At 37.2% G+C, this 21653-nt stretch carries 17 protein-coding genes; 6 read left to right on the top strand and 11 right to left on the bottom strand.

The annotated features are described in order from the left end of the window. Positions 1-14 precede the first annotated feature (14 nt). Positions 15-1235 (top strand): beta-ketoacyl-ACP synthase I, encoded by a 1221-nt coding sequence (fabB, locus tag MCY_RS05475; protein ID WP_007347382.1) that lies wholly within the window; start codon positions 15-17, stop codon positions 1233-1235. 48 nt (positions 1236-1283) lie between these two features. Continuing rightward, positions 1284-2102: an enoyl-ACP reductase FabI gene (fabI, locus tag MCY_RS05470; protein WP_007347381.1), complete on the top strand. Its 819-nt coding sequence runs from the start codon at positions 1284-1286 to the stop codon at positions 2100-2102. Positions 2103-3545: 1443 nt separating this feature from the next. On the opposite strand, the gene gpsA is transcribed toward fabI, so the two are convergent. From gpsA to acnA, 11 genes are all read right to left on the bottom strand, one after another. Further along, positions 3546-4553: an NAD(P)H-dependent glycerol-3-phosphate dehydrogenase gene (gene gpsA / locus MCY_RS05465; RefSeq protein WP_007347380.1), complete on the bottom strand. Its 1008-nt coding sequence runs from the start codon at positions 4551-4553 to the stop codon at positions 3546-3548. A 251-nt stretch (positions 4554-4804) separates the two neighbouring features. Next, entirely contained in the window at positions 4805-5293 is a 489-nt protein-coding gene (gene cyoD / locus MCY_RS05460) for a cytochrome o ubiquinol oxidase subunit IV (protein WP_007347379.1), read from the bottom strand. Then, positions 5293-5961, bottom strand: a complete 669-nt coding sequence (locus MCY_RS05455) for a cytochrome (ubi)quinol oxidase subunit III (RefSeq protein ID WP_007347378.1) — start codon at positions 5959-5961, stop codon at positions 5293-5295. The genes cyoD and MCY_RS05455 overlap by 1 nt, the downstream gene beginning before the upstream one ends. Beyond that, positions 5958-7976 carry a cytochrome o ubiquinol oxidase subunit I gene (gene cyoB, locus MCY_RS05450; RefSeq protein ID WP_007347377.1) on the bottom strand — a complete coding sequence of 673 codons (2019 nt, stop codon included), beginning with the start codon at positions 7974-7976 and terminating at the stop codon, positions 5958-5960. Before cyoB ends, MCY_RS05455 begins: the two co-directional genes overlap by 4 nt. Positions 7977-8051: 75 nt before the next feature. Further along, positions 8052-9026, bottom strand: coding sequence for a ubiquinol oxidase subunit II (gene cyoA, locus MCY_RS05445; RefSeq protein WP_007347376.1), 975 nt, complete (start codon positions 9024-9026; stop codon positions 8052-8054). A 124-nt stretch (positions 9027-9150) separates the two neighbouring features. Further along, positions 9151-9597, bottom strand: a complete 447-nt coding sequence (gene aroQ, locus MCY_RS05440; protein ID WP_007347375.1) for a type II 3-dehydroquinate dehydratase — start codon at positions 9595-9597, stop codon at positions 9151-9153. Positions 9598-9652: 55 nt separating this feature from the next. Continuing rightward, positions 9653-10795 (bottom strand): DNA replication/repair protein RecF, encoded by a 1143-nt coding sequence (recF, locus tag MCY_RS05435; RefSeq protein ID WP_019224193.1) that lies wholly within the window; start codon positions 10793-10795, stop codon positions 9653-9655. Positions 10796-10806: 11 nt separating this feature from the next. Beyond that, on the bottom strand, positions 10807-11928 hold the full coding sequence (dnaN, locus tag MCY_RS05430; protein ID WP_007347373.1) for a DNA polymerase III subunit beta: 1122 nt from the start codon (positions 11926-11928) through the stop codon (positions 10807-10809). 199 nt (positions 11929-12127) lie between these two features. After that, a complete protein-coding gene (gene dnaA, locus MCY_RS05425) occupies positions 12128-13699 on the bottom strand; it encodes a chromosomal replication initiator protein DnaA (protein WP_007347372.1) in 1572 nt (523 codons plus the stop codon). 700 nt (positions 13700-14399) lie between these two features. Continuing rightward, positions 14400-14666 (bottom strand): 30S ribosomal protein S20, encoded by a 267-nt coding sequence (rpsT, locus tag MCY_RS05420; RefSeq protein WP_007347371.1) that lies wholly within the window; start codon positions 14664-14666, stop codon positions 14400-14402. A 240-nt stretch (positions 14667-14906) separates the two neighbouring features. After that, on the bottom strand, positions 14907-17594 hold the full coding sequence (acnA, locus tag MCY_RS05415) for an aconitate hydratase AcnA (RefSeq protein ID WP_007347370.1): 2688 nt from the start codon (positions 17592-17594) through the stop codon (positions 14907-14909). A gap of 300 nt (positions 17595-17894) precedes the next feature. On the opposite strand from acnA, the gene ccmA reads away from it, so the two are divergent. The 4 genes from ccmA (at position 17895) to MCY_RS05390 (ending at position 20816) form a co-directional block, all read left to right on the top strand. Beyond that, positions 17895-18506: a heme ABC exporter ATP-binding protein CcmA gene (ccmA, locus tag MCY_RS05410; protein WP_007347369.1), complete on the top strand. Its 612-nt coding sequence runs from the start codon at positions 17895-17897 to the stop codon at positions 18504-18506. An 11-nt stretch (positions 18507-18517) separates the two neighbouring features. Beyond that, positions 18518-19183 carry a heme exporter protein CcmB gene (gene ccmB, locus MCY_RS05405; RefSeq protein WP_007347368.1) on the top strand — a complete coding sequence of 222 codons (666 nt, stop codon included), beginning with the start codon at positions 18518-18520 and terminating at the stop codon, positions 19181-19183. Between the two features lie 45 nt (positions 19184-19228). Continuing rightward, the gene (locus MCY_RS05400) at positions 19229-20008 is read left to right on the top strand and encodes a heme ABC transporter permease (protein ID WP_007347367.1); all 780 of its coding nucleotides are present in this window, start codon (positions 19229-19231) and stop codon (positions 20006-20008) included. Between the two features lie 214 nt (positions 20009-20222). Next, positions 20223-20816 (top strand): DsbE family thiol:disulfide interchange protein, encoded by a 594-nt coding sequence (locus MCY_RS05390; RefSeq protein WP_007347365.1) that lies wholly within the window; start codon positions 20223-20225, stop codon positions 20814-20816. Positions 20817-21653 lie beyond the last annotated feature (837 nt).

Raw genomic sequence — 21653 nt, 5'->3', positions numbered from 1 at the left:
ACAAGGAGGTATGAATGCGTCGAGTTGTTGTAACCGGAATGGGAATTGTCTCCGCGATTGGAAATGGACCTCAAGCCGTTTTAACCAGTTTACGTGAAGCGAAGTCCGGAATTTCTTACGCACCTCAATATGCTGAATTAGGCTTTCGTAGCAGAGTTTACGGCAAACCTGATATTAATATAGAAGAACTTGTGGATCGACGCGCTCTACGTTTTCATGGACGTGGAACAGCATGGAATCACATCGCTATGGATCAAGCAATCTTAGATGCCGGTCTAGAACCTCATGAAGTATCAAACGAACACACGGGTATTATTATGGGCTCCGGAGGGGCTTCAACTCAATCAATTGTAGAAGCTGCTGACATTACACGCCAAAAAGGTCCAAAACGTGTTGGACCTTTTGTTGTTCCTAAAGCAATGAGTTCTACAGCATCTGCAACACTAGCAACTTTCTTTAAAATAAAAGGAATAAATTATTCAATCTCTTCAGCTTGCGCTACCTCCAATCATTGTATTGGTAATGCTTATGAAATGATTAAATATGGTAAACAGAAGCGCATCTTTGCTGGTGGTTGCGAAGATTTGGATTGGACACTCTCTGTTTTATTCGATGCGATGGGTGCTATGTCTAGCAAATATAATGACATTCCTCACAAAGCTTCCCGTGCCTATGATGTTAATCGTGATGGTTTTGTCATTGCTGGCGGAGCGGGTGTTTTAGTCCTTGAAGATTTAGAACTAGCTAAAGCACGTGGTGCAAAAATCTACGGAGAAATCGTTGGATACGGCGCTACATCCGATGGACATGATATGGTTTCCCCATCAGGAGAGGGAGCAGAACGGTGTATGCGGATGGCTCTTGCAACTGTAAATAATAAAATTGATTATATCAATCCCCATGCAACAGCAACCCCTGTTGGTGATCCTCCTGAAATAGAAGCTATCCGTCGTGTCTTTGGAATGGGTGATCAATGTCCTCCTATTTCCGCTACCAAATCTCTAACAGGACATTCCTTAGGAGCAGCTGGCGTTCATGAAGCCATCTATACTTTGTTAATGATGAATCATAATTTTATTTGTGAAAGTGCCCATATTGAAGAACTTGATCCAGCTTTTGCTGATATGCCAATCGTTCGTGAACGACTTGATAATCAACAATTGAATACCGTATTGTCAAATACTTTTGGCTTTGGCGGTACTAATGCAACGCTTATTTTCCAACGTTATGTATAAACAAAAGTTCTTAGTAATTGAAAAAAGTACGGTCTTACGGAGAATAATATGAAGAGTTTGATGGAGGGCAAACGTGGCCTTATAATGGGAATTGCAAATGACCATTCAATTGCTTGGGGAATTGCCTGTCAACTTGCACAAGCAGGAGCTGAATTAGCATTAACTTATCAAGGAGATGCTTTCGGAAAACGTGTTCAGCCTCTAGCAGATAAACTTGGCTGCAAATTAGTGCTAGAATGTGATGTTGAAAAAATTGAAAATGTTGACTACGTCTTTGAGCAACTTGAAAAAGAATGGAAAACGATTGATTTTATCGTCCATGCCATTGGTTTTTCAGATAAAACTCAGCTAAAAGGGCGTTACGTTGATGTTACAACACGTGAAAATTTTAAACGCACTATGGTTATTTCAGCTTATTCCTTTACTGAAATTGCTCAGCGTGCAGGTAAACTTATGCCCAACGGAGGAGCACTTTTAACTCTTACCTATGGTGCTTCACAGCAGGTTGTCCCTAATTATAACATCATGGGTATTGCTAAAGCTGCTTTAGAAGCTATGGTCCGTTATTTAGCAGCGGACTTTGGTCCTCAAAATATCCGCGTCAATGCAATTTCAGCTGGACCTGTTAGAACTTTAGCAGGTAATGGTATTGCAGCTGCGCGTGCAATATTTTCACATCAACGACGTAATTCCCCATTGCGTCGTACCGTAAATATTCAGGAAATTGGAAAGTCTGCTCTTTATCTACTCTCTGACTTATCATCAGGTGTTACAGGTGAAATCCATTATGTTGATTCAGGCTATAACATCATGTCTATGCCAATACTTGAAGAACTGAAAAAAAGCGATGATGCTCAAGAAGGATAAAAATCATCATACTTAAAAAAGAAAATTAATCACGTGCACAGTTCTCTAGTCACATATTAAGTACTTTATTTGTTATATAGTAATTGTCTTGGTTTAAAAAATATGACGTAAAACGCGTATAAGTATTTGTAAGGGTAAGTGAACACAAAACAAAATGTATGATGCATATTGTTTTGTAAAAAGTTACAATAGTTCTTCAATTCATTATTGATAAATTTTGTGTTTTATGACACTATTTTCTCTTTAAAACATGTGCTTTTGCTGTTGCCTGTAAATCAATAGCCTACCCTAATGCAATCTCAGTTTGAGACAGAGAGGAAACTATTAAAATCCTTGGCTTTAATATTGGTATATCAGATTGGAGAAAAATACTGTCTATCCTTTGATTTATCTTGAAACATGAATACAATCTAATTTGAGGAGAATATGAAGACGTAAAAAAATCAATCATTAATCTTACCACCATTCTTGCATGAAACTTTACGATTTTTAAAAACATCCACATCAATATTTTTTAAGAATGGAGATCACGACTTAACTTATACCATTATTTTGCTGGTTCTTTAATGAAGGCATCACCTGATGTATCAGGGAAAATGGAATGCTACCAAAATACTATTTCTGTTGCTCATTCATATACTTTTAAAAAAGGTATCTTTTAATGCACACAATTTCATTTTACAATGATATTTCATGAATAGTGCAATTAAAACCTCTGTGAAGTTCGCAAAACCCTTTTAACACTTTGAATGTTTCATTAAAAAGAGATTTTGATTTCTTTCTTAAATAACTTTTATCCACGTACCATCCCATTTGTGACAAATAAATGACTTTGATTAAGTCAATATAATTAGATAATAAATTATTGATATAAATTAAGCTCTTATCTTTATAATCACCTCATTTTTCAATTTCAATGAGAGCCACGAATATAATAAATACTCTTTTAATTTAAGATGTTCACCTTTGGAAGCAAAAAATTATTTCTTGCCCATAAAAAAACAAATTTGACATATGAAAAAAGGAAAAGTGTAAATATCTTTACTGAACAGTCTCAAGTGCTAAAAGCAGCAAATAATATTGTATAATAGCAATGATATCTCCCGCTTATACCTACCATAAATAAGATACTACTACCCAATGAATCTTCTATTATTTTGTTTGCAAATATCATTGTGAAATGAATTTAAGATAAAAATATCTCTTTAAGAAAAATTACAAAAACATGTGTAAGTGAAAACAATAATTCATTTTCAAAAAAATGGCTTAAATAAGAGCCAAAACTTTTATATTTCAGTTATATTTTATAAATAATTGAATTATATGAATTTGTGATTTACTGAAATATAACTGTCTTATACAATCATCAAGATAATCTATTTTATATTCTATCATAGTATGTTTCTATTTTCTACGACCGAAATTATCTAAAAACACAGAATATCAATATATTTCATTCTTGAGAGCGCGGCTTAGTAACAAATTAACCGCTTCAGTTATATTTTTACCACAATAGAGAATTTGATAAATTTTTTCTACAATTGGCATTTCCACCCCAATACGTTGTGCCAACATATACACTTCCTTGGTATTTAAGTATCCTTCCACAACCTGACCAATTTGTTTTTCTGCTTCTTTTATATCTATTCCTTTACCAAGAAGTATTCCAAAACGGCGATTCCGTGACTGATTATCAGTACATGTCAAAACCAAATCACCTAAACCTGTCATTCCCATAAATGTGGAAAGCTCAGCCCCCATAGCCCTCCCTAAACGACTGATTTCAGCTAATCCTCGTGTGATGAGAGCTATTCGTGCATTTGCCCCAAATCCCATACCGTCTGATATTCCTGCACCGATAGCAATAACATTTTTAACAGCTCCCCCTAATTGAATACCAATCATATCTGAGCTTTTATAAACTCTAAAACTTTTGTCACAATAAAAAAGTTGCTGCAATTCTTTACCAAATGCATCATCAGTAGCTGCTATCGTCATTGCAGTAGGCCAACCAATAGCCAGTTCTTTAGCAAAAGTTGGTCCAGAAAAAACAGCTAAAGGGATTTTTTCACCTAAAATCTCACGAACAACTTCTTGTAAGAAACGTCCTGTACCATGTTCTAACCCCTTCGTTGCCCAAATAACGCGTGAATACTGATCCAAATAAGGCTGAATATTATACAAAACTTGACGAAATACATGGCTTGGAACAGCAATTAATATATTGTGACTTGCTGTTATTGCAATTTCAAGCGAAGCTTCAAGTAATAAATTTTCAGGAAATCGAATATCGGGTAAATATGCTTGATTACAACGTTGTTCCTGTAATTTTTTGATATGTATAGAATCATATCCCCAAAGCAAGACACGATGGCCATTACGAGCAAGAGCAATCGCTAATGCAGTACCAAAAGAACCAGCACCAATAACTGTCATTGCAACTGTTTTCATTAAGTTTTCTAATTATTCTCTAAATTTTCAATTTAAATTGCACATTATTTTGCAAATAGCTATTTGTCTCACAAAGTAGATTTTGACTCAATACGCGATGGTCTTTGTTTAAAATAAAAATACATTCAAAACCATGAGATCCATTTCATTGATATCTTGTACTTAGTTCCCCCTCATTTTTTACAAATTCTTGCGATAACATCTGTAAGAGCTGATACATGCAGGATCAGCTCCACAGATATTTCTAATAATTATTCTACAGGAGACTGCGTATTTGGTACTGGCTCCATAGACATTTCTGAGCCTAATATCTTTTCTGACTGTTTTCTTACGGATATACCTCTATTTAATAATTGTTCAGATACTGAAGAATCATCTCTACTTGATATTTCTGGTTCAATAACACGACCTGAACCACCCATCATATTATAATTCAAATGAGAAATCGCCCACCACGTACCCCCAACAATAATAAAAACGCAAATAGCAGAAAACCATAAAGCACTTAAATTCCACTTGGCATCTGGACCAGAATTCAAATGTAAAAAGAAAACAATTTGTACTATAATTTGAATAAGCGCCATCCCAATAAGATATACAACCTTTGTACTAATTGCCCAACTTTCCATCATTCCATACATCACAGGAATAAAAGAACCCAAGGTAAAAAATACAGCTAGAATAAAACCAACCAAATAGGAACCAGTACTGGGACTATGTGTCTCATTTTGCATGTTCATCACAACGCTCCTAATAGATAAACCATGGTGAAAACACCAACCCATACAATATCAAGTAAATGCCAAAAAATGGAAAGGCATGCCAAACGCGTTTTATTATCCTGATCCAATCCATTACGACGAAGATGAAAAAACATCACAACCATCCAAAGAAGACCAACACTTACGTGAATACCATGAGTGCCAACCAAAGCAAAAAATGCTGACCAATAAGCAGAGAGTATCTCCCGTCCAAAAAGTTGTAAACCTGTTGAAGGATCAATACCAGCATAAGCATTTGGATCATAATAAAATACTTCATTGAGAAGCTCATGGAATTCGTAAAATTCCATACCAATGAAGCAACACCCTAATGCAAAGGTAATAGCCATCCATAAACGCACACCACTGATGTTATTTTTATGCGCTTGTACCATTGCAAAGCCATAAGTAACAGATGAAAACAATAAAAAAGCAGTTTCAACCAAAACAAATTTTAAATCAATAAATTCATTACCCGCTTTACCACCACCATAAGAAGCAGAAAAAACAGCAAAACTTGAAAAAAGCGTCGAGAACAGGATCAAATCTGAAAGAATATAGACCCAAAAACCAAATATCATTACTGAACTATTATCGTGGTGATGTTCATCCACAGCACTCGTATTATTCATTGCTACTGCACTCATACTGTCACTCCTTGTTCTTTAAGAACAGCTGTAAAGGCATCTTCAGTTTTTTGTACTTCTTCAGCTGGAATATAATAACCATGATGGTCACCGATTAATGAATGACACACAAGCGTTGCAACAAAACCAATTAGTCCGACCGCAACAAGCCACCAAATATGCCAAACAAGCGCAAAACCAACAACTAATGAGAAGAACCCCGTAATAATTCCAGCCGATGTATTCGATGGCATATGAATTTTTGTAAATCCACTAGTAGGACGCTGATAACCACCTTTCTTCATATTCCAATAAGCATCATCAGACTGTATCTTCGGAAGGATGGCAAAGTTATATGAAGGAGGCGGTGAAGAGGTAAACCATTCAAGTGTACGTGCATCACCCCAAGAATCATTTAACGTTACCGGTAAACGCCCTTTATGCTTAATACCATACCAAATTGCCAAAACAACCTGTAACACAAAACAAAGGATACCAAGTAAGATAATAAAAGCACCTAAAGCAGCAATAATAAACATTGGCTGCCAACTAGGTTCCATGTAATGTTGAAGACGACGCGTTGCCCCCATTAAACCGAGGCCATAAATAGGAAAAAAGGCAAGATAAAAACCAAGAAACCAGCACCAGAAAGATGCAATACCTAATATACGATTTGGTTTATAACCAAAAACTTTCGGAAACCAAAAAGCAAGCCCTGCTAAATAAGCAAAAACTACACCCCCAATAATTGTATGATGGAAATGCGCTATCAAAAAGAGCGAATTATGAAACTGCCAATCAGCAGGGACAATAGATAATAAAACACCTGTTAATCCACCACCAACAAATGTAAAGATCATTCCCATACACCAAAGCATTGGAGGCTCAAAGCGAATCCGACCTTTATACATTGTGAGCAACCAATTAAAGACTTTTACACCTGTTGGAACTGCGATAATCATCGTTGCAATACTAAAGAAGGTATTTACAGCTTCACCGCCACCCATTGTGAAGAAATGATGTCCCCAAACAAGAAGTGAAAGAATCAAAATAACTAACATGGCCCATATCATGGAAGTATAACCAAAGAGACGTTTTGAAGAAAAAGTTGATACAACCTCAGAAACAATTCCAAAAGCAGGAACAACCAAAACATAAACCTCAGGATGACCAAAAACCCAAACGTAATTAATCCATACCATTGGATTGCCACCACCAACATTGGTAAAGAAATTCATGCTCAAATAACGATCACAAGCCAAAAGTGCAAATGCTACAGTCAAAACAGGATAAATAACTACAATAAGAACATTGCTGACAAAAGCACTCCAACAAAAAACAGGCATTCTCATCATTGTCATTCCAGGAGCCCGCATTTTAATCATCGTTGCAATAAAATTCACTGATCCCATTGTTGTTGCAATACCAGAAAGCTGAAGTGACCATAAATAATAATCTACCCCTGTATCTGGGCTCATTTGCAATTCTGTAAAAGGTGGATACATTAGCCAACCCCCACGACCAAAATTACCAATAGCCAATGATATGTTAATCAAAATCGCCCCAGCTGCCGTAATCCAAAAACCTAGATTATTTGCAAAAGGGAAAGCAACATCACGTGCACCAATTTGGAGTGGTATAAGATAATTAAAAAGACCAAATAAAATAGGTGTCGCCATGAAAAAGATCATTATCGTGCCATGCGCCGAAAAAATTTGATCAAAATGGTCAGGGGGTAAATAACCTGCTGTTTCACTCCCAAGAGCTAAAGCTTGATGCGTTCGCATCATAAGCGCATCCGCAAAACCGCGAACAAGCATAATAATTCCAAGAATTATATACATAATACCAATGCGTTTATGATCAACAGTTGTAATCCAATTTCGCCATAAAATCCCCCACCACCCAAGCACTGTTAAAGCAATAACAGCAAGTAAACCAATCACAACAATCGCAATACACGTATACAAAACGATCGGTTCATGTGCAAGCGCATGAAAAGCACCTGCCGTAGGATCTGTAAGTCTTCCAAACATTTCTTAACCCATTTCAAAAGAAATTTAAGTTTAAAAGAAACCTTATATTAAAAGGGCTCTTTCTTTATTGATCCTTTAAATAACATCAGGATCAAATATTGAACACAGTGCACCCCATAGCGTCTGAGCAGCAGCACGTTTCATTAAATCTTCATTACATACCGTATTTTCATCAACACACCGATTAACAACACGATAGTAAAGCCGCTTCTCAACAGGTGCAAAATAACGAACTTCAGCATCTTTTTCCTTCGCAGCAATATCACCCATACGAGGCGCAATAGAAAGTTGACGATAAGATGTACGATCAAGTGCCCGACCATTAGCCCGAGCTTTCCCAATCCAATCCTCAAAATCCTGCGAAGACACAGAATGCCATTTAAACCGCATCCCTGAAAAACCATCACCACTATAATTTGCTGAGGTTCCGTTGAATACTCCTTGTTCTTCAGCGACCAAATGCAACTTAGCATTCATCTGCGGCATAGCATAAAGAACTGTACCCAATTTAGGGACCCAAAAAGCATTGAGAGAATTTTCCGCCGTCACTTGTAATAAAACTTGACGTCCTTCAGGTGCATAAATTTCATTAATTGATGCAATACCATATTCAGGATAAATAAAGAGCCATTTCCAATCAAGAGCTATAGCATCAATCTGCAATGGCTTTTCTTCACCTACAACTTCCACTGGAAGAGGATTTGCAGGTTCCAATTTATAGGTATAATAAGCTGCTAATGAACCCAAAACCATTATGATTACAATTGGAATACCCCACATCAATGCTTCAATTTTATTTGAATGTGCCCAATCAGGAGAATAATCTGCTTTAATATTTGATGCACGATATTTTACAGCTAAAAATACCACACTCACCATAACTGGAATGACAACGCAAAGCATAACAAGAACACAGACAACAATTAAAATGAGCTGTTGACGTGCAACATAACCCGATGGTTGTAGAACATCAATTTTACAACCAGATAAAAGTAGTGCCACTCCCCCTAAAATTACAAACATTTCTAATTGTCTAATAAAGCTTTTCATCTCTATTTACCCCCGTCATACGCACTAAAAACTGTCATCAATATAATACCTCACATTGTACAAATTTGAAAATAATTATCAAGTAAATTCAATGCCTATATCACTCTTACCCAACGCTTGATCTTTACCTATTATAATTTAATTGTTTTGCAATATATTCAAGTGCAAACTTATATCCATCACTACCACAGCCAGCTATGATAGCATCTACACCTGCAGATGTATAAGAATGGTGGCGAAAAGCTTCACGCTGATAAATATGAGATAAATGAACTTCTACCTTCGGCCCTGAAAACATTTTTAGTGCATCAAGAAGTGCAATTGATGTATGGCTGTAAGCAGCTGGATTGATGATTAATCCAGAACTGACTTCTATTGCCTCCTGTATCCATTCGATTAGTTGACTCTCACTGTTGCTTTGATAAAAATTTATGATAACATTAGCTTTTTTTGCCCATTCTCTACAAAAATTTTCAATATCTTCTAAAGTTTCAGTTCCATAAATTTCTGGCTCACGTTGACCTAGAAAGTTTAAGTTAGGACCATTTAAAATCGTTATCATTACAGACATAGAAAGCCTTTTCTTGCAGAGTCACCACTTATTAGAAAAATATTTAGCATATTTTTTACAGCAATAAAGCTCCATTCTTAATTTCAAAAAATTCTGCCTGTCCTTTTAAGTCATCAAAGAAAATACGATCTGTTCCGGTCATAAATGTTTGTACAGCTAAATCATCAAGAATATCAAATAAAGCAGAACGTCGATGAGAATCAAGATGAGCTACCATTTCATCAAGAAGAAGAATAGGAGCCCTTTCTGACATCATTCCTGTTAGACGCGCATGACACAAAACCAAACCTATCAGCAGTGCTTTTTGCTCACCTGTTGAACAAGATGTTGCTGCTCTATTTTTATCAGCATAAAAAACCTGCAAATCTGTACGATGTGGTCCTTCTAATGTCCGCCCAGCAGCACGATCAGCTGCGCGATTACGCCGCAACCGATCAAAAAATTGCTCTTCAACTTCAGTTGCTGATATTTCACTAAGAGCTGTTTCTAAAAAACCATCGACTTGCAAAAAAGCCCGTGGGAAAAGTATCTGTGATGGCATTTGTATAAACATATCATTTAAAAGCCGAATAACATCAATACGCGCCGCTGAAATAGCTGTTGCCAATTCTGCCATCTGCTTTTCTAAAGCATCAAACCATGAATAATCTTCACTTCCATCAAAAAACAAACGATTACGCGCGCGCATAACCTTCTCATAATCAGCTATACGGCGACTATGCAAAGGATCAATGGCCAACACCATACGATCCAAAAAACGACGGCGCTCAAGCGAAGAACCTGTAAAAAGACCATCCATAGATGGTGTTAATATACTAATATGGCAGTAATTTGTTAAGCAATCATTTGGTTCACTCACACCATTAATATGAACCTTTCGACTGTTATCGCTAACCTCCAAAGCTGTACCAATCTTTACTTCACCATAAAGAGCACACTCAAGACGTGCAAATACAACAAACCCTTCTCCTCCACCATCTACAAAGCTAATGTCAGAATAAGCAGCACGTCGCAAACCACGACCAGGAGAAAGAAAAGATAATGCTTCTAAAAGATTTGTCTTACCAGCACCGTTATGGCCTGTAAAAACCACACGCTGACCCGAAAAATGAATATTTAAAAAAGAATAATTACGATAACGTAAAAGCTTCAGCTGCCTCACTGCCACTTTGTGCACATGATCTGCTAAGCATTGCAAAACATTTGCCCCTAAACGCGAATAGGCATCAGCACATAGAGTACAGCCGCATCATTATTATCACGAATCAGAGCTGGTGCTCCAGCCTCAGCTAACATAAAAACTATTTCATCACTTGAAAGCTGTCCAGCAATATCCAAAAGATAACGCGAATTAAACCCTATCTCAAGTGGTTCAGATGTATAAGTTACTGATAATTGATCTTCTGCACTGCCCGAATCAGGGCTATTAACAACAAGTTTTAACCGCCCATGCTCAATTGTCAGCTTAACTGCACGCCCCCGATCACTTGAAATCGTAGAAACACGATCAACTGCAGAAGAAAAATTCTGTCTATTAACAATTAACTCTTTATCATTTCCAAGCGGGATAACACGTTGATAGTCTGGAAATGTCCCATCAATTAACTTTGATGTAAAAACTACAGAACCTATAGAAAAACGAATCTTTGTTTCTGAAAGCTCTATACATACATCACTATCATTTTCTTCCGAAAGGAGTTTTTGTAATTCTCCTACAGTTTTACGGGGAACAATAACACCAGGCATTCCCTCAACTCCTGAAGGAGCATCCATCTCAACTTGTGCCAAACGATGACCATCAGTTGCAACCAAACGCAATTTCAAAACACCATCATTAACAACATGAAAGTAAATACCATTCAGATAATAACGAGTTTCCTCAGTCGAAATAGCAAATTGCGTACAATTAAGTAAATGTTTTAACCCCGATGCTAATAGAGAAAAGCGATAACTAAACTGTCCAGGAAGCGATTCTGGAAAATCTGTCTTGGGAAGACATTGAAGCTGAAAATGCGCACAACCAGAAACAACAGACACTGAACTTGCTTGATTTTCATCAACGGATAACACAATATCATTGCCATCAGGAAGCTTCCGAATAATATCATAGAGCAAATGTGCCGGAACAGTTATCGCCCCAGCTTGCTCAACATCTACTACAAAAGATTCTGTAACCTCTAAATCAAGATCTGTTGCTTTTAACTGCACACGACCATTTTCTGCATTAATCAGCACATTCGATAAAATAGGAACAGTATTACGGCGCTCTACCACACGGTGAACACGACCAAGAGACTTGAGAAATTGACTGCGATCAACTGTAATACGCATAAAAGCCTCGTACGATTTACTAAAAAATATAAGAATTATTTAGAATCAAATGATTTATAACCAAAATAATAGATTCTTTTTAACGAATCTCTTGATGGAGTCTATTAAACCTCTTTTAAAATGGCAAGTCACTACTGCATAAGAAAAAATCTTTTCATTAAACCCTTTAAAGGGCCTTCAAAGAAAGAAATGATAAAAACTATACAGCCTGCTCCCCAATCAACCGCTTAAGCAACTCAAGTTCCTTGGCCAATGTCTGATCACCACAAACCAAATCCTCAATTTTACGCACTGCGTGTAAAACTGTTGTATGATCACGCCCACCAAAACGACGTCCAATTTCTGGCAATGAACGGGGTGTTAATACTTTTGCTAAATACATCGCAACTTGCCGCGGCTTAACAACCGTACGTGTTCGACGATTAGACAACAAATCCTGTTTAGAAACATTATAATGGCGCGCCACTGTACGTTGAATTTCTTCAATCCGAATTCGCTTAGGTTCACCAGGACGTGTCAAGTGACCTAATAACTCATCAATCCGTTCTAAAGATAAATCAGACTCAAAAGATTGACGAAATAAGAGCTGATTAAATGCTCCTTCAATATCACGCCCTGACCCTAAAACCGTTTTCGCGATATATTCCAAGATATCATCAGAAATTGATATCATGCCATCATCTTGTCGTGCCACCTTCAACCGCTGGCGCAACATTTGCAAACGCATTTCATAATCTGGCGCTTCAATTTCAAGTGCAACCCCTCCCTGAAGACGAGAACGAACGCGAAGATCAAGCGATTCTAATTCCGCTGGTGGGCGATCTGCAGCGACAACAACTTGTTTTGCACTATCAAGCAGCATATTAAGCAAATGGCAAAACTCATGTTGTATCGACTTACCCTGCAAAAACTGCATATCATCAATAATCAAAAGGTCGATATCACGAAGCTGTTCTTTAAAAGAAAGAGCATCATTATCACGAATAGCCGTTGCAAAACGCCACATAAAATATTCAGCAGTTAAATAAATAACACGTGCAGACGTTAAACGCTTCAATGCAGAAGAAGCAATTGCTTGAAGCAAATGTGTTTTTCCCAAACCAACAGATGCATGAATAAAAAGAGGATTAAAACGCAAAGCACTTTTGTGGCCCTCCGCAATTGAACGCGCAGCCGCTAAAGCAACCCGATTAGAAGCTCCTTCAACAAAACTTTCAAAAGTATAACGAGAATCAAGGGGAGATCCAAAAACTCCAGTCTGAGAATTCTTGACTGAATGCTCTACACAACTCTCCACAAAAGATGAAGCCGCCTGCTCTTCCAGCACAACAGAAGGCGCACTGGTTTTACAAACAACATCTCTTGAAACACGCTCCATACCGCGAACGACAACTTCAACACGAAGAATCGCCGAATTCTCTTGTTTCCATAAATGAGTTAAAAGAGAACCATAGTGATTGTTAATCCATGAACGTAAAAAAGCGGTAGGAACAGAAAGCTTTATAAGAGTATGACTATATTCAGCAAGCTTCACACGACCAAACCAACTGGTATAAGCCTCAACACCAACTTGCGCCTTTAATTGCGCCATAACACGGACAAAAGCCGCTGCACTTTCCTCCTCTGAAACAAGAGAAGGCTCTATAGAAGAATTTCTAAAAACAGCCCTATCACAATCCGTAATCCTATTCTTTATTATGTTCTCTGCCGGCAGAATATTCACCGAGACCCTTTTAAAGGAACTAGCTTTAGAGTTCAATTTATCCACCATCTTTCATCCTGATAAAAATAAATTTCTGTCCTGCCCAACAGCTAAAATGAATCTAGCAAAAGCAAAACGCCCTACCCCAAATAAGATCACTTACCCTCCCCTAGGATAGCCTCATTACAACCCCACTAACAAAGATGACCAGTAAGATTTATTTGCACTCATGATATGATCAATCCTTCTAAAACGGTAAACATACCAATCAAAAAAACCAAAAAACCATCAGAAAACCTACTCAACACTAAAGCTTTAAAAAGCCTCAATCAAAGCACCTCGCACTCAACAAAATATCTAATAACATGCTGATGTAATCCCTTCACGTTTTTTAGCTCTCATGAAAACCATACAAAACAGCAGAGGTAAAATGCAAGAGGCCAAAACAAGATCAAAAAAAATGGAAATAATGCGTAGATCAATGAGGAACGAGAAAAATTATTGATTCAATTCAGTTTTTTCTCTTATTATTACTAATAATTAAAGAATCACTTCAGATTTTAAAAAAAAAAATAAAATGCTTGACAAAAAAGACTCTGTAAAAATCCACAAAGCTTGTGGATAACCATACTTCCCCTATAAACTTTCTCTCCTTTTTCAAGAGGAGAATCATTATCGATTCTTATTTTCAATAATTTTTTTGAAACAATAAACAAAAAGCCAGTATCCTTGCGGATACCAGCCTGATTCCCAATAAAAAAGAAAAAGCTTAAACGCTAAAAACCTTCAAACGTTTAGCTAAACGAGACACTTTCCTCGCAGCAGCATTTTTATGAAAAACCCCTTTAGAAACCGCACGCATAATCTCAGGTTCAAAATTCTTAAATGCAATTTCTGCAGATGCTTTATCGCCACCAGCTAAAGCATCATCAAACTTACGCATAAAAGTACGAACACGTGAACGGCGGGCCCTATTAACCTGTGTGCGTACTGCAACCTTGCGCACCGCTTTTCGAGCAGAAGGTGTATTCGCCATAAATATAATCTTTCTTTCAATATCTTGGTAAAATGAGTCTTAATAAACAACTCTACCAATAAAAACAAACCTAACACAAGCAAAACTATAAAGCTGCTTAAAACCCATCTGGCTTATAGCGTAATCTCAAAGCCAACGTCAATTAAATTTTCAAAGACAAACTAAAAAACGAAGCCAAACTCTTTGTGCACAACTTTATAGCTCAATAATTCAAAGATATTCCTCAATAAACAAAGGCATTTAAATAGCTAGTTTACGCAAGACATATTGCAAAATTCCACCATGATGCAAATAATCTAGCTCATCTTCAGTATCAATACGGCATAATAATGAAACGGTTTTTACTGTACCATCAGAAAAAGTAATTATCGCTACAGTCTTTTGACGAGGTTTCAAATCATGAATCCCTTCAATTGTTACCTTTTCATCTCCCTTTAAGCCTAAAGATTTCCAACTGACATCCTCTTCAAAAACAAAGGGAACAATGCCCATACCAACAAGATTAGAACGATGAATCCTTTCAAAAGATTGCACAATCACTGCTTTGATACCAAGAAGATTAGTCCCTTTGGCAGCCCAATCGCGGGATGAGCCATTGCCATATTCAATACCAGCAAAAACAACGAGCGGAACACCTTCTTGTTTATACGCCATTGCAGCGTCGTAAATAGCTTGTTCTTTCTTTGACGGATAATGAATCGTATATCCCCCTTCTCGGCTATTTTCACCTAACATGAAATTACGAATGCGAATATTGGCAAAGGTTCCACGAACCATAACTTCATGATTCCCACGGCGCGTTCCATACTGATTAAAATCAACCACCTTAATACCGTGATCCATTAAATATTGTCCAGCAGGAGAAGCGGCCTTAATAGAACCAGCAGGAGAAATATGATCCGTCGTGATTTTATCACCAAACAAACCTAAAATCCGTGCATCCTTAATATCTGGTAAAACATCAGGCGTTTTCTGCATATCATCAAAATAAGGTGGATTGCGTACGTATGTAGATTGTTCATCCCAAGAATAAGTAGAACCCGTAGGGATCTGAACTTTTTGCCAATTTTCATCTCCCTTAAAGACATCTGCATACTTTTCAGCAAAAATCTGACGCGTAACATTTTCTTCGATAAACTCCTGTATTTCCTGAGAAGTTGGCCAAATATCTCTCAAATAAATTGGTTGACCATCTGAGTCTTCACCAAGAGGTTCCTTGGTTAAATCTTTACATACCGTTCCAATGAGCGCATGGGCAACCACTAACGGTGGCGAAGCTAAATAATTCGCTTGCACATCAGGAGAAACACGCCCTTCAAAATTACGATTTCCTGAAAGAACTGCAGCCGCAATGATACCATTGTCATTAATTGTTTTGGAAATAGCTGAATGCAAAGGACCAGAATTTCCAATACATGTTGTGCACCCAAACCCTACTAAGTTAAATCCTAACGCATCTAAATCTTTTTGCAGACCAGAATTTTGAAGGTAAGCCTCAACAACTTGTGAACCAGGTGCAAGAGAAGTTTTTACCCATGGTTTACTCTTGAGACCTTTGGCCACAGCATTTCGTGCCAAAAGACCTGCTGCAATAAGAACATTTGGATTCGATGTATTCGTACAGGAAGTAATCGCAGCAATTACCACATCACCATGACCAAGCGTATATTCTTCACCTTCAACCTGATAGCGGTCATCTTGCCCAGAAGTTTTCTTATAATCTTCAACTAATGCCTTCTCAAAACCTTGACCAACATTTTCCAATGCAATACGTCCTTCTGGACGTTTAGGACCAGCCATAGAAGGTACAACGGTTCCCATATCTAATTCAATTGTATCACTAAAAATGGTATGAGCTACTATTTCGTTATGCCACATCCCTTGTGCTTTAGAGTAAGCTTCTACTAAGGCAACCCGATTTTCATCACGCCCCGTCATATTGAGATAACGTACTGTTTCCCTATCAATTGGAAAAAAACCACACGTTGCTCCATATTCAGGAGCCATATTGCCAATCGTTGCCCTATCAGCAAGCGTCATATGCTCCAAACCAGGACCAAAAAACTCGACAAATTTACCCACAACACCCTTCTGGCGTAACATTTGGGTTACAGTCAATACGAGATCGGTAGCTGTTACCCCTTCTTTAAGCCTACCTGTTAAACGAAAACCAATCACTTCAGGTAATAACATAGAAACAGGTTGGCCTAGCATGGCTGCTTCTGCTTCAATACCACCAACCCCCCAACCTAAAACACCCAGACCATTCACCATCGTCGTATGCGAATCAGTTCCAACACAGGTATCAGGATAAACCGTCTCACACCCATCTTCATTCTTCATCCACACGCACTGTGCTAAATATTCTAGGTTAACCTGATGACAAATTCCTGTTCCTGGAGGAACAACGCGAAAATTTTGAAAGGCTTGCTGACCCCATTTAAGGAAACGATAGCGCTCACCATTGCGTTCATATTCATGTTCAACGTTTTCCTTAAAAGCCATGGGATTGCCAAAGTCATCAACAATAACTGAGTGATCAATAATGAGATCAACGGGTATGAGAGGATTGATTTTTTCAGCGTTACCCCCAAGTTTAACCATAGCATCACGCATTGCAGAAAGATCAACAACTGCAGGAACACCTGTAAAATCCTGCATAAGAACACGTGCAGGACGATAGGCAATTTCTGCTCCCGCTCTTCCTTTGTCGCTTAACCACTTCGAAACATTCAGGATATCTTCTTTTTTAACTGTGCGACCATCTTCAAATCGCAATAAATTTTCGAGAATAACTTTCATCGAAAACGGCAAATGGGAAATACCTTTAAGTCCATTCTTCTCCGCTTCGATCAAGCTATAATAAGTATATTCTTTGCCACCAACATTTAACGTTCTGCGACAATTAAAGCTATCAATTTGAGTCATGACTGTCCACCCTCATACTACAAACAACCTAATTTCCAGGAATGAACAACACAAACTACGAGTCAAGGTCGCAGCTTGAGCGCAGACGCAATACCTCCACTATCCATTTCCCCCCTTCCACCTTCTCATAGGCAAATGCGGAAATCAGCGCCAGAAACCATTCTACACCAAATATTGATGTAAGGTGTCTCTTATAGAGCTATTTCTAGAACTATTCTAGGTACAATTGCATAAAAAACGCGTTTTTTTATTCTATAATGCAATAAAGAATATGAAAATTAAAGAAAAATAGGCAATCATATGGTATTATCAGGTAAAGATTTAGCCGCTTACAGAAACGAAGAAATTCTGTTCAAGGATCTTTCTTTTTGTTTATTTCCACAGCAACTTATGACAATCACTGGACCAAATGGTATTGGAAAATCTACATTGTTACGAATCATTGCTGGTCTTCTTGAAGCCGCTGAAGGTCATATAATCCTTAAAGACCATGAACAAACATACCCTGTTGCAACAGTATGCCATTATCTTGGGCCTCACAATGCTATGAAATCTCTCTTATCTGTCATTGATAATTTGCAATTTTGGGGAGAGTTTTATGGTCAACATGTACGCTTTGTGCATGAAGCCCTTGCAGACATTGGTCTTTCTGACCTTAAACATTTACCCTTTAACGCTCTGTCAACTGGGCAACAAAGACGTGTAGCTATTGCCCGCCTTTTGCTTGCCTATCGGCCTATTTGGATTTTAGATGAACCAATATCTGGTCTTGATAACCATGCTCAGAAACTCCTTACTCATATTTTTCAGCGTCATCTCAATCAAGGTGGTATGATTATCGCCGCGACTCACAATTCCCTAGGTATTCCAGAAAACCATAAAATCGCTCTAGAAAAATTTTTACCTCTCTAGGAAAGAATAAAATGAAAGCACTATTCTGGCGTGATCTTAAACTATTATTAGCGCCACAAGCATCTTCACTAACAGGACTATTGTTTTTTATCGCTATTGTTGTCATAACCCCCTTTGCTATTGGACCAGATCCCAAAATTCTCGCACAAATAGGGCCAGGTATATTGTGGTTGGGAGCCCTTCTCGCAGGACTCCTCAATCTGAATAAACTTTTCCAAATTGATCGCAATGATGGAAATCTCGACCAATTTATCCTTTCAGGACAAAGACAAAGTTTTACACTAATTGTCTTTACTAAATGCCTTGCTCATTGGGTAGGAACAATGCTTCCTCTCATTTTTGCTACGCCCATTTTAGCTCTCATGCTCCATTTAGATGTAACAATAACTTTTACAACAATGCTAACCCTTTTATGCGGAACACCTGCCATTATTTTTATTGGTGCTATAGGAGCAGCACTCGCAACTTCATTGTTGCACAGCACTCTTCTTATTTTCATCATTATCTTGCCATGGATCATTCCAATTATGATTTTTGGCGTTTCCGCTGCTACAGCTCCAACAAATCCAAATGCCTCTTTTCTCGCTTCCTTAGCTCTTCTTAGCGCTTTTTCACTTTTGTTGAGTCTTTTTAGCTCTTTTGTTGCTGCTATAACGCTCAAGCTTTTATATGAATAATAAAAGATGATTGCCGTATAGCAAAACTAAGCCTATTATAATTACATGAATGAAATATCTCGCACATACAAAATAAGGTCACTCCCTATAAGCTTTACTCGTTTCATGAAAATAAGCAAAATGATTTTACTTTGGTTAGCCGGAATAACATTGTGTTTCCTTACCCTAGGACTTATTCTTGTGATGCATTCCCCTGATGACTATCAACAGGGCATTACTGTTAAAATTATGTACCTTCATGTACCCTTTGCATGGTTGTCTACACTCTGTTATATAACAATGAGTGCAGCAGCATTAGGAAATTTGATTTGGAAATATCATCTTGCTGATGTAGCACTCAAATGTGGTGCACCCATTGGGGCAACTTTTACCGCCTTGGCTCTCATGACAGGAGCACTTTGGGGGCAACCTACATGGGGAACATGGTGGGTATGGGATGCACGGTTGACATCAGTTTTAATTCTGCTTTTTATCTATCTTGCTATTATCCTACTTGGACGTTCTTTTGATAACCAAGGAAAAGCTGCTCGCGCTACTGCAATTCTTACACTTGTTGGATTTGTTAATATTCCTATTATTAAATTTTCCGTTAATTGGTGGAATACATTGCATCAACCAGCATCACTGTTACGTGCTGGAGGCCCCACAATCGACAATGCTATGTTATGGCCCCTTATTACAATGCTATTTTGTTTCATCTTTATGTTCATCACGCTCTATTTAATGGCGATGCGAAATGAAATCAATCATCGTTATATCCAAATACTTCAAATTAAAAAATCCCGTCGTGTACAACAACAGGACTCCTCATCATGCTCGACCTAAATGGTATCCACAACGGACTTTTAGGAAATCTATCTCAGAAAATTGATTTTTTCCTCAAAACCCTTAAACACGAGCAAATTGTTGTTTTAAGCTATATGCTATCTGCGATATCCCTTTTATGTCTTATTGGATATATTCTTTGCAAAGCCCTATATCAAAGAAAAATTCTCCAACGCCTGAACAAAAAAGAACTATCACAAAAAGACAAAGTATAATGAAAAACACCACACCAAAACTTAAAAAAAATAGATCTTTGCCTGTTTTGTTGATCCTTTTGGGACCATTTGTGCTTTTTCTTCTCCTCACAGTGCTTTTTTTCAATTTTATAGGTCAAAAATATCCTCAAGATCCTTCTCTTATCCCAAACACCTTGGCTGAAAAACCTGTCCCTAATACACATCTTCCTCTCCTTGATCAGAAAAGCTATCTCGATTCAAAACAGTTTAAAGGACGTGTCACATTAGTCAATTTTTGGAGTTCTTGGTGTTTACCTTGTCGTGAAGAACATCCTCTTCTTATGAAAATTGCACACGATAAACGTTTTGATCTGATTGGTATTAATTATAAGGATAACAAAGCAAATGCTCTGCGCTTTTTAAACAGTTTTGGTAATCCTTTTAAATTTATTGGCTTTGATGTTTCCGGATATACAGCCATTGACTGGGGTGTATATGGACCACCAGAAACCTTTCTCTTGAATAAAGAGAACATTATTATTGCCAAACACATTGGTCCCTTAACATGGCAAATTTATCAAAAAAAATTTCTACCCAAAATTGAACAAGCGATCATGACAGAAGAAAAATAAAATATCGACATATGAATTTTAAATACAAAAACAAGAAAAAGTGAAAATCGTGTTGAAAACTTATGAGTTTTTTAACTGAAAAACCGTTCCTTTTTAGAAAACAAACTTCAACTAGAATAAAAGCATCCATAAAAGGAAGTAATTTAACAAAATCTGATTTCAAAGTATGTTTAAAACTTACAGTATTTTTCAAAATCTTTCAAAAAAATGACCTAATTATCAATTAAAGAGGAGTTCTGGAAAAAGTTTATTTAAAAAAATGGTAAGATGTGTAATGTAGTGCTGTGAAACTAAAATTATTTAATTTATTTGCATAAATACTCAATATATTAATGTAATTCAAATTTCGATTGAGAGAATAAGTAGAATTCTCTTCGTGTGTGCATACATCAATAAAGTGAGAGATTAACACCTCTCAAACTTTTTGTACGCTCACAAAAATCATGAACTCAGATCCATGTTTATCGAAGAGACAACAATTCTAGATTTTTAGGATCAAGAGAACGCCTACAGGGCACCTAATGGTTTCTTTGATCCAAGACCAAACGGATTGTTTTGTCCTTCTCATGCAGCTCCAAAATCATGATCAGATGAAAAACATCTATGTTGGCATTAAATTTCATCCTACAATGCGTTCAATGAAATAAAACGAAAATTCTTACGTTTTTTTAAATTGAAAAGCTTTTATAAAGCTTTTTTTAAGCCCAAAAGACAGTTTTTGTTTCTAAAGATTATTTTCAAAAAACGTTACAACCTAAAAAAGAACATTTTATGTTATGCGCTCCTAAAAATGTTTTTCTTTGAAAGATCTTTAAAAGTGCAATTATACGTTTTATT

The sequence above is a fragment of the Bartonella rattimassiliensis 15908 genome (assembly GCF_000278215.1).
GTDB lineage: Bacteria > Pseudomonadota > Alphaproteobacteria > Rhizobiales > Rhizobiaceae > Bartonella > Bartonella rattimassiliensis.
The sequence above is the reverse complement of the archived record's forward strand: the minus strand, read 5'-3'. Positions and strand labels throughout refer to the sequence as shown.

Excerpts from the sequence above, each read along its gene's own strand:
- gpsA (WP_007347380.1), bottom strand. The coding sequence starts at position 4,553 with ATGAAAACAGTTGCAATGACAGTTATTGGTGCTGGTTCTTTTGGTACT.
- aroQ (WP_007347375.1), bottom strand. The coding sequence starts at position 9,597 with ATGTCTGTAATGATAACGATTTTAAATGGTCCTAACTTAAACTTTCTA.
- MCY_RS05400 (WP_007347367.1), top strand. The coding sequence starts at position 19,229 with ATGAATGAAATATCTCGCACATACAAAATAAGGTCACTCCCTATAAGC.
- ccmB (WP_007347368.1), top strand. The coding sequence starts at position 18,518 with ATGAAAGCACTATTCTGGCGTGATCTTAAACTATTATTAGCGCCACAA.
- dnaN (WP_007347373.1), bottom strand. The coding sequence starts at position 11,928 with ATGCGTATTACAGTTGATCGCAGTCAATTTCTCAAGTCTCTTGGTCGT.
- MCY_RS05455 (WP_007347378.1), bottom strand. The coding sequence starts at position 5,961 with ATGAGTGCAGTAGCAATGAATAATACGAGTGCTGTGGATGAACATCAC.
- acnA (WP_007347370.1), bottom strand. The coding sequence starts at position 17,594 with ATGACTCAAATTGATAGCTTTAATTGTCGCAGAACGTTAAATGTTGGT.
- fabB (WP_007347382.1), top strand. The coding sequence starts at position 15 with ATGCGTCGAGTTGTTGTAACCGGAATGGGAATTGTCTCCGCGATTGGA.
- MCY_RS05390 (WP_007347365.1), top strand. The coding sequence starts at position 20,223 with ATGAAAAACACCACACCAAAACTTAAAAAAAATAGATCTTTGCCTGTT.
- rpsT (WP_007347371.1), bottom strand. The coding sequence starts at position 14,666 with ATGGCGAATACACCTTCTGCTCGAAAAGCGGTGCGCAAGGTTGCAGTA.
- cyoD (WP_007347379.1), bottom strand. The coding sequence starts at position 5,293 with ATGAACATGCAAAATGAGACACATAGTCCCAGTACTGGTTCCTATTTG.
- cyoA (WP_007347376.1), bottom strand. The coding sequence starts at position 9,026 with ATGAAAAGCTTTATTAGACAATTAGAAATGTTTGTAATTTTAGGGGGA.
- cyoB (WP_007347377.1), bottom strand. The coding sequence starts at position 7,976 with ATGTTTGGAAGACTTACAGATCCTACGGCAGGTGCTTTTCATGCGCTT.
- ccmA (WP_007347369.1), top strand. The coding sequence starts at position 17,895 with ATGGTATTATCAGGTAAAGATTTAGCCGCTTACAGAAACGAAGAAATT.
- dnaA (WP_007347372.1), bottom strand. The coding sequence starts at position 13,699 with ATGGTGGATAAATTGAACTCTAAAGCTAGTTCCTTTAAAAGGGTCTCG.
- fabI (WP_007347381.1), top strand. The coding sequence starts at position 1,284 with ATGAAGAGTTTGATGGAGGGCAAACGTGGCCTTATAATGGGAATTGCA.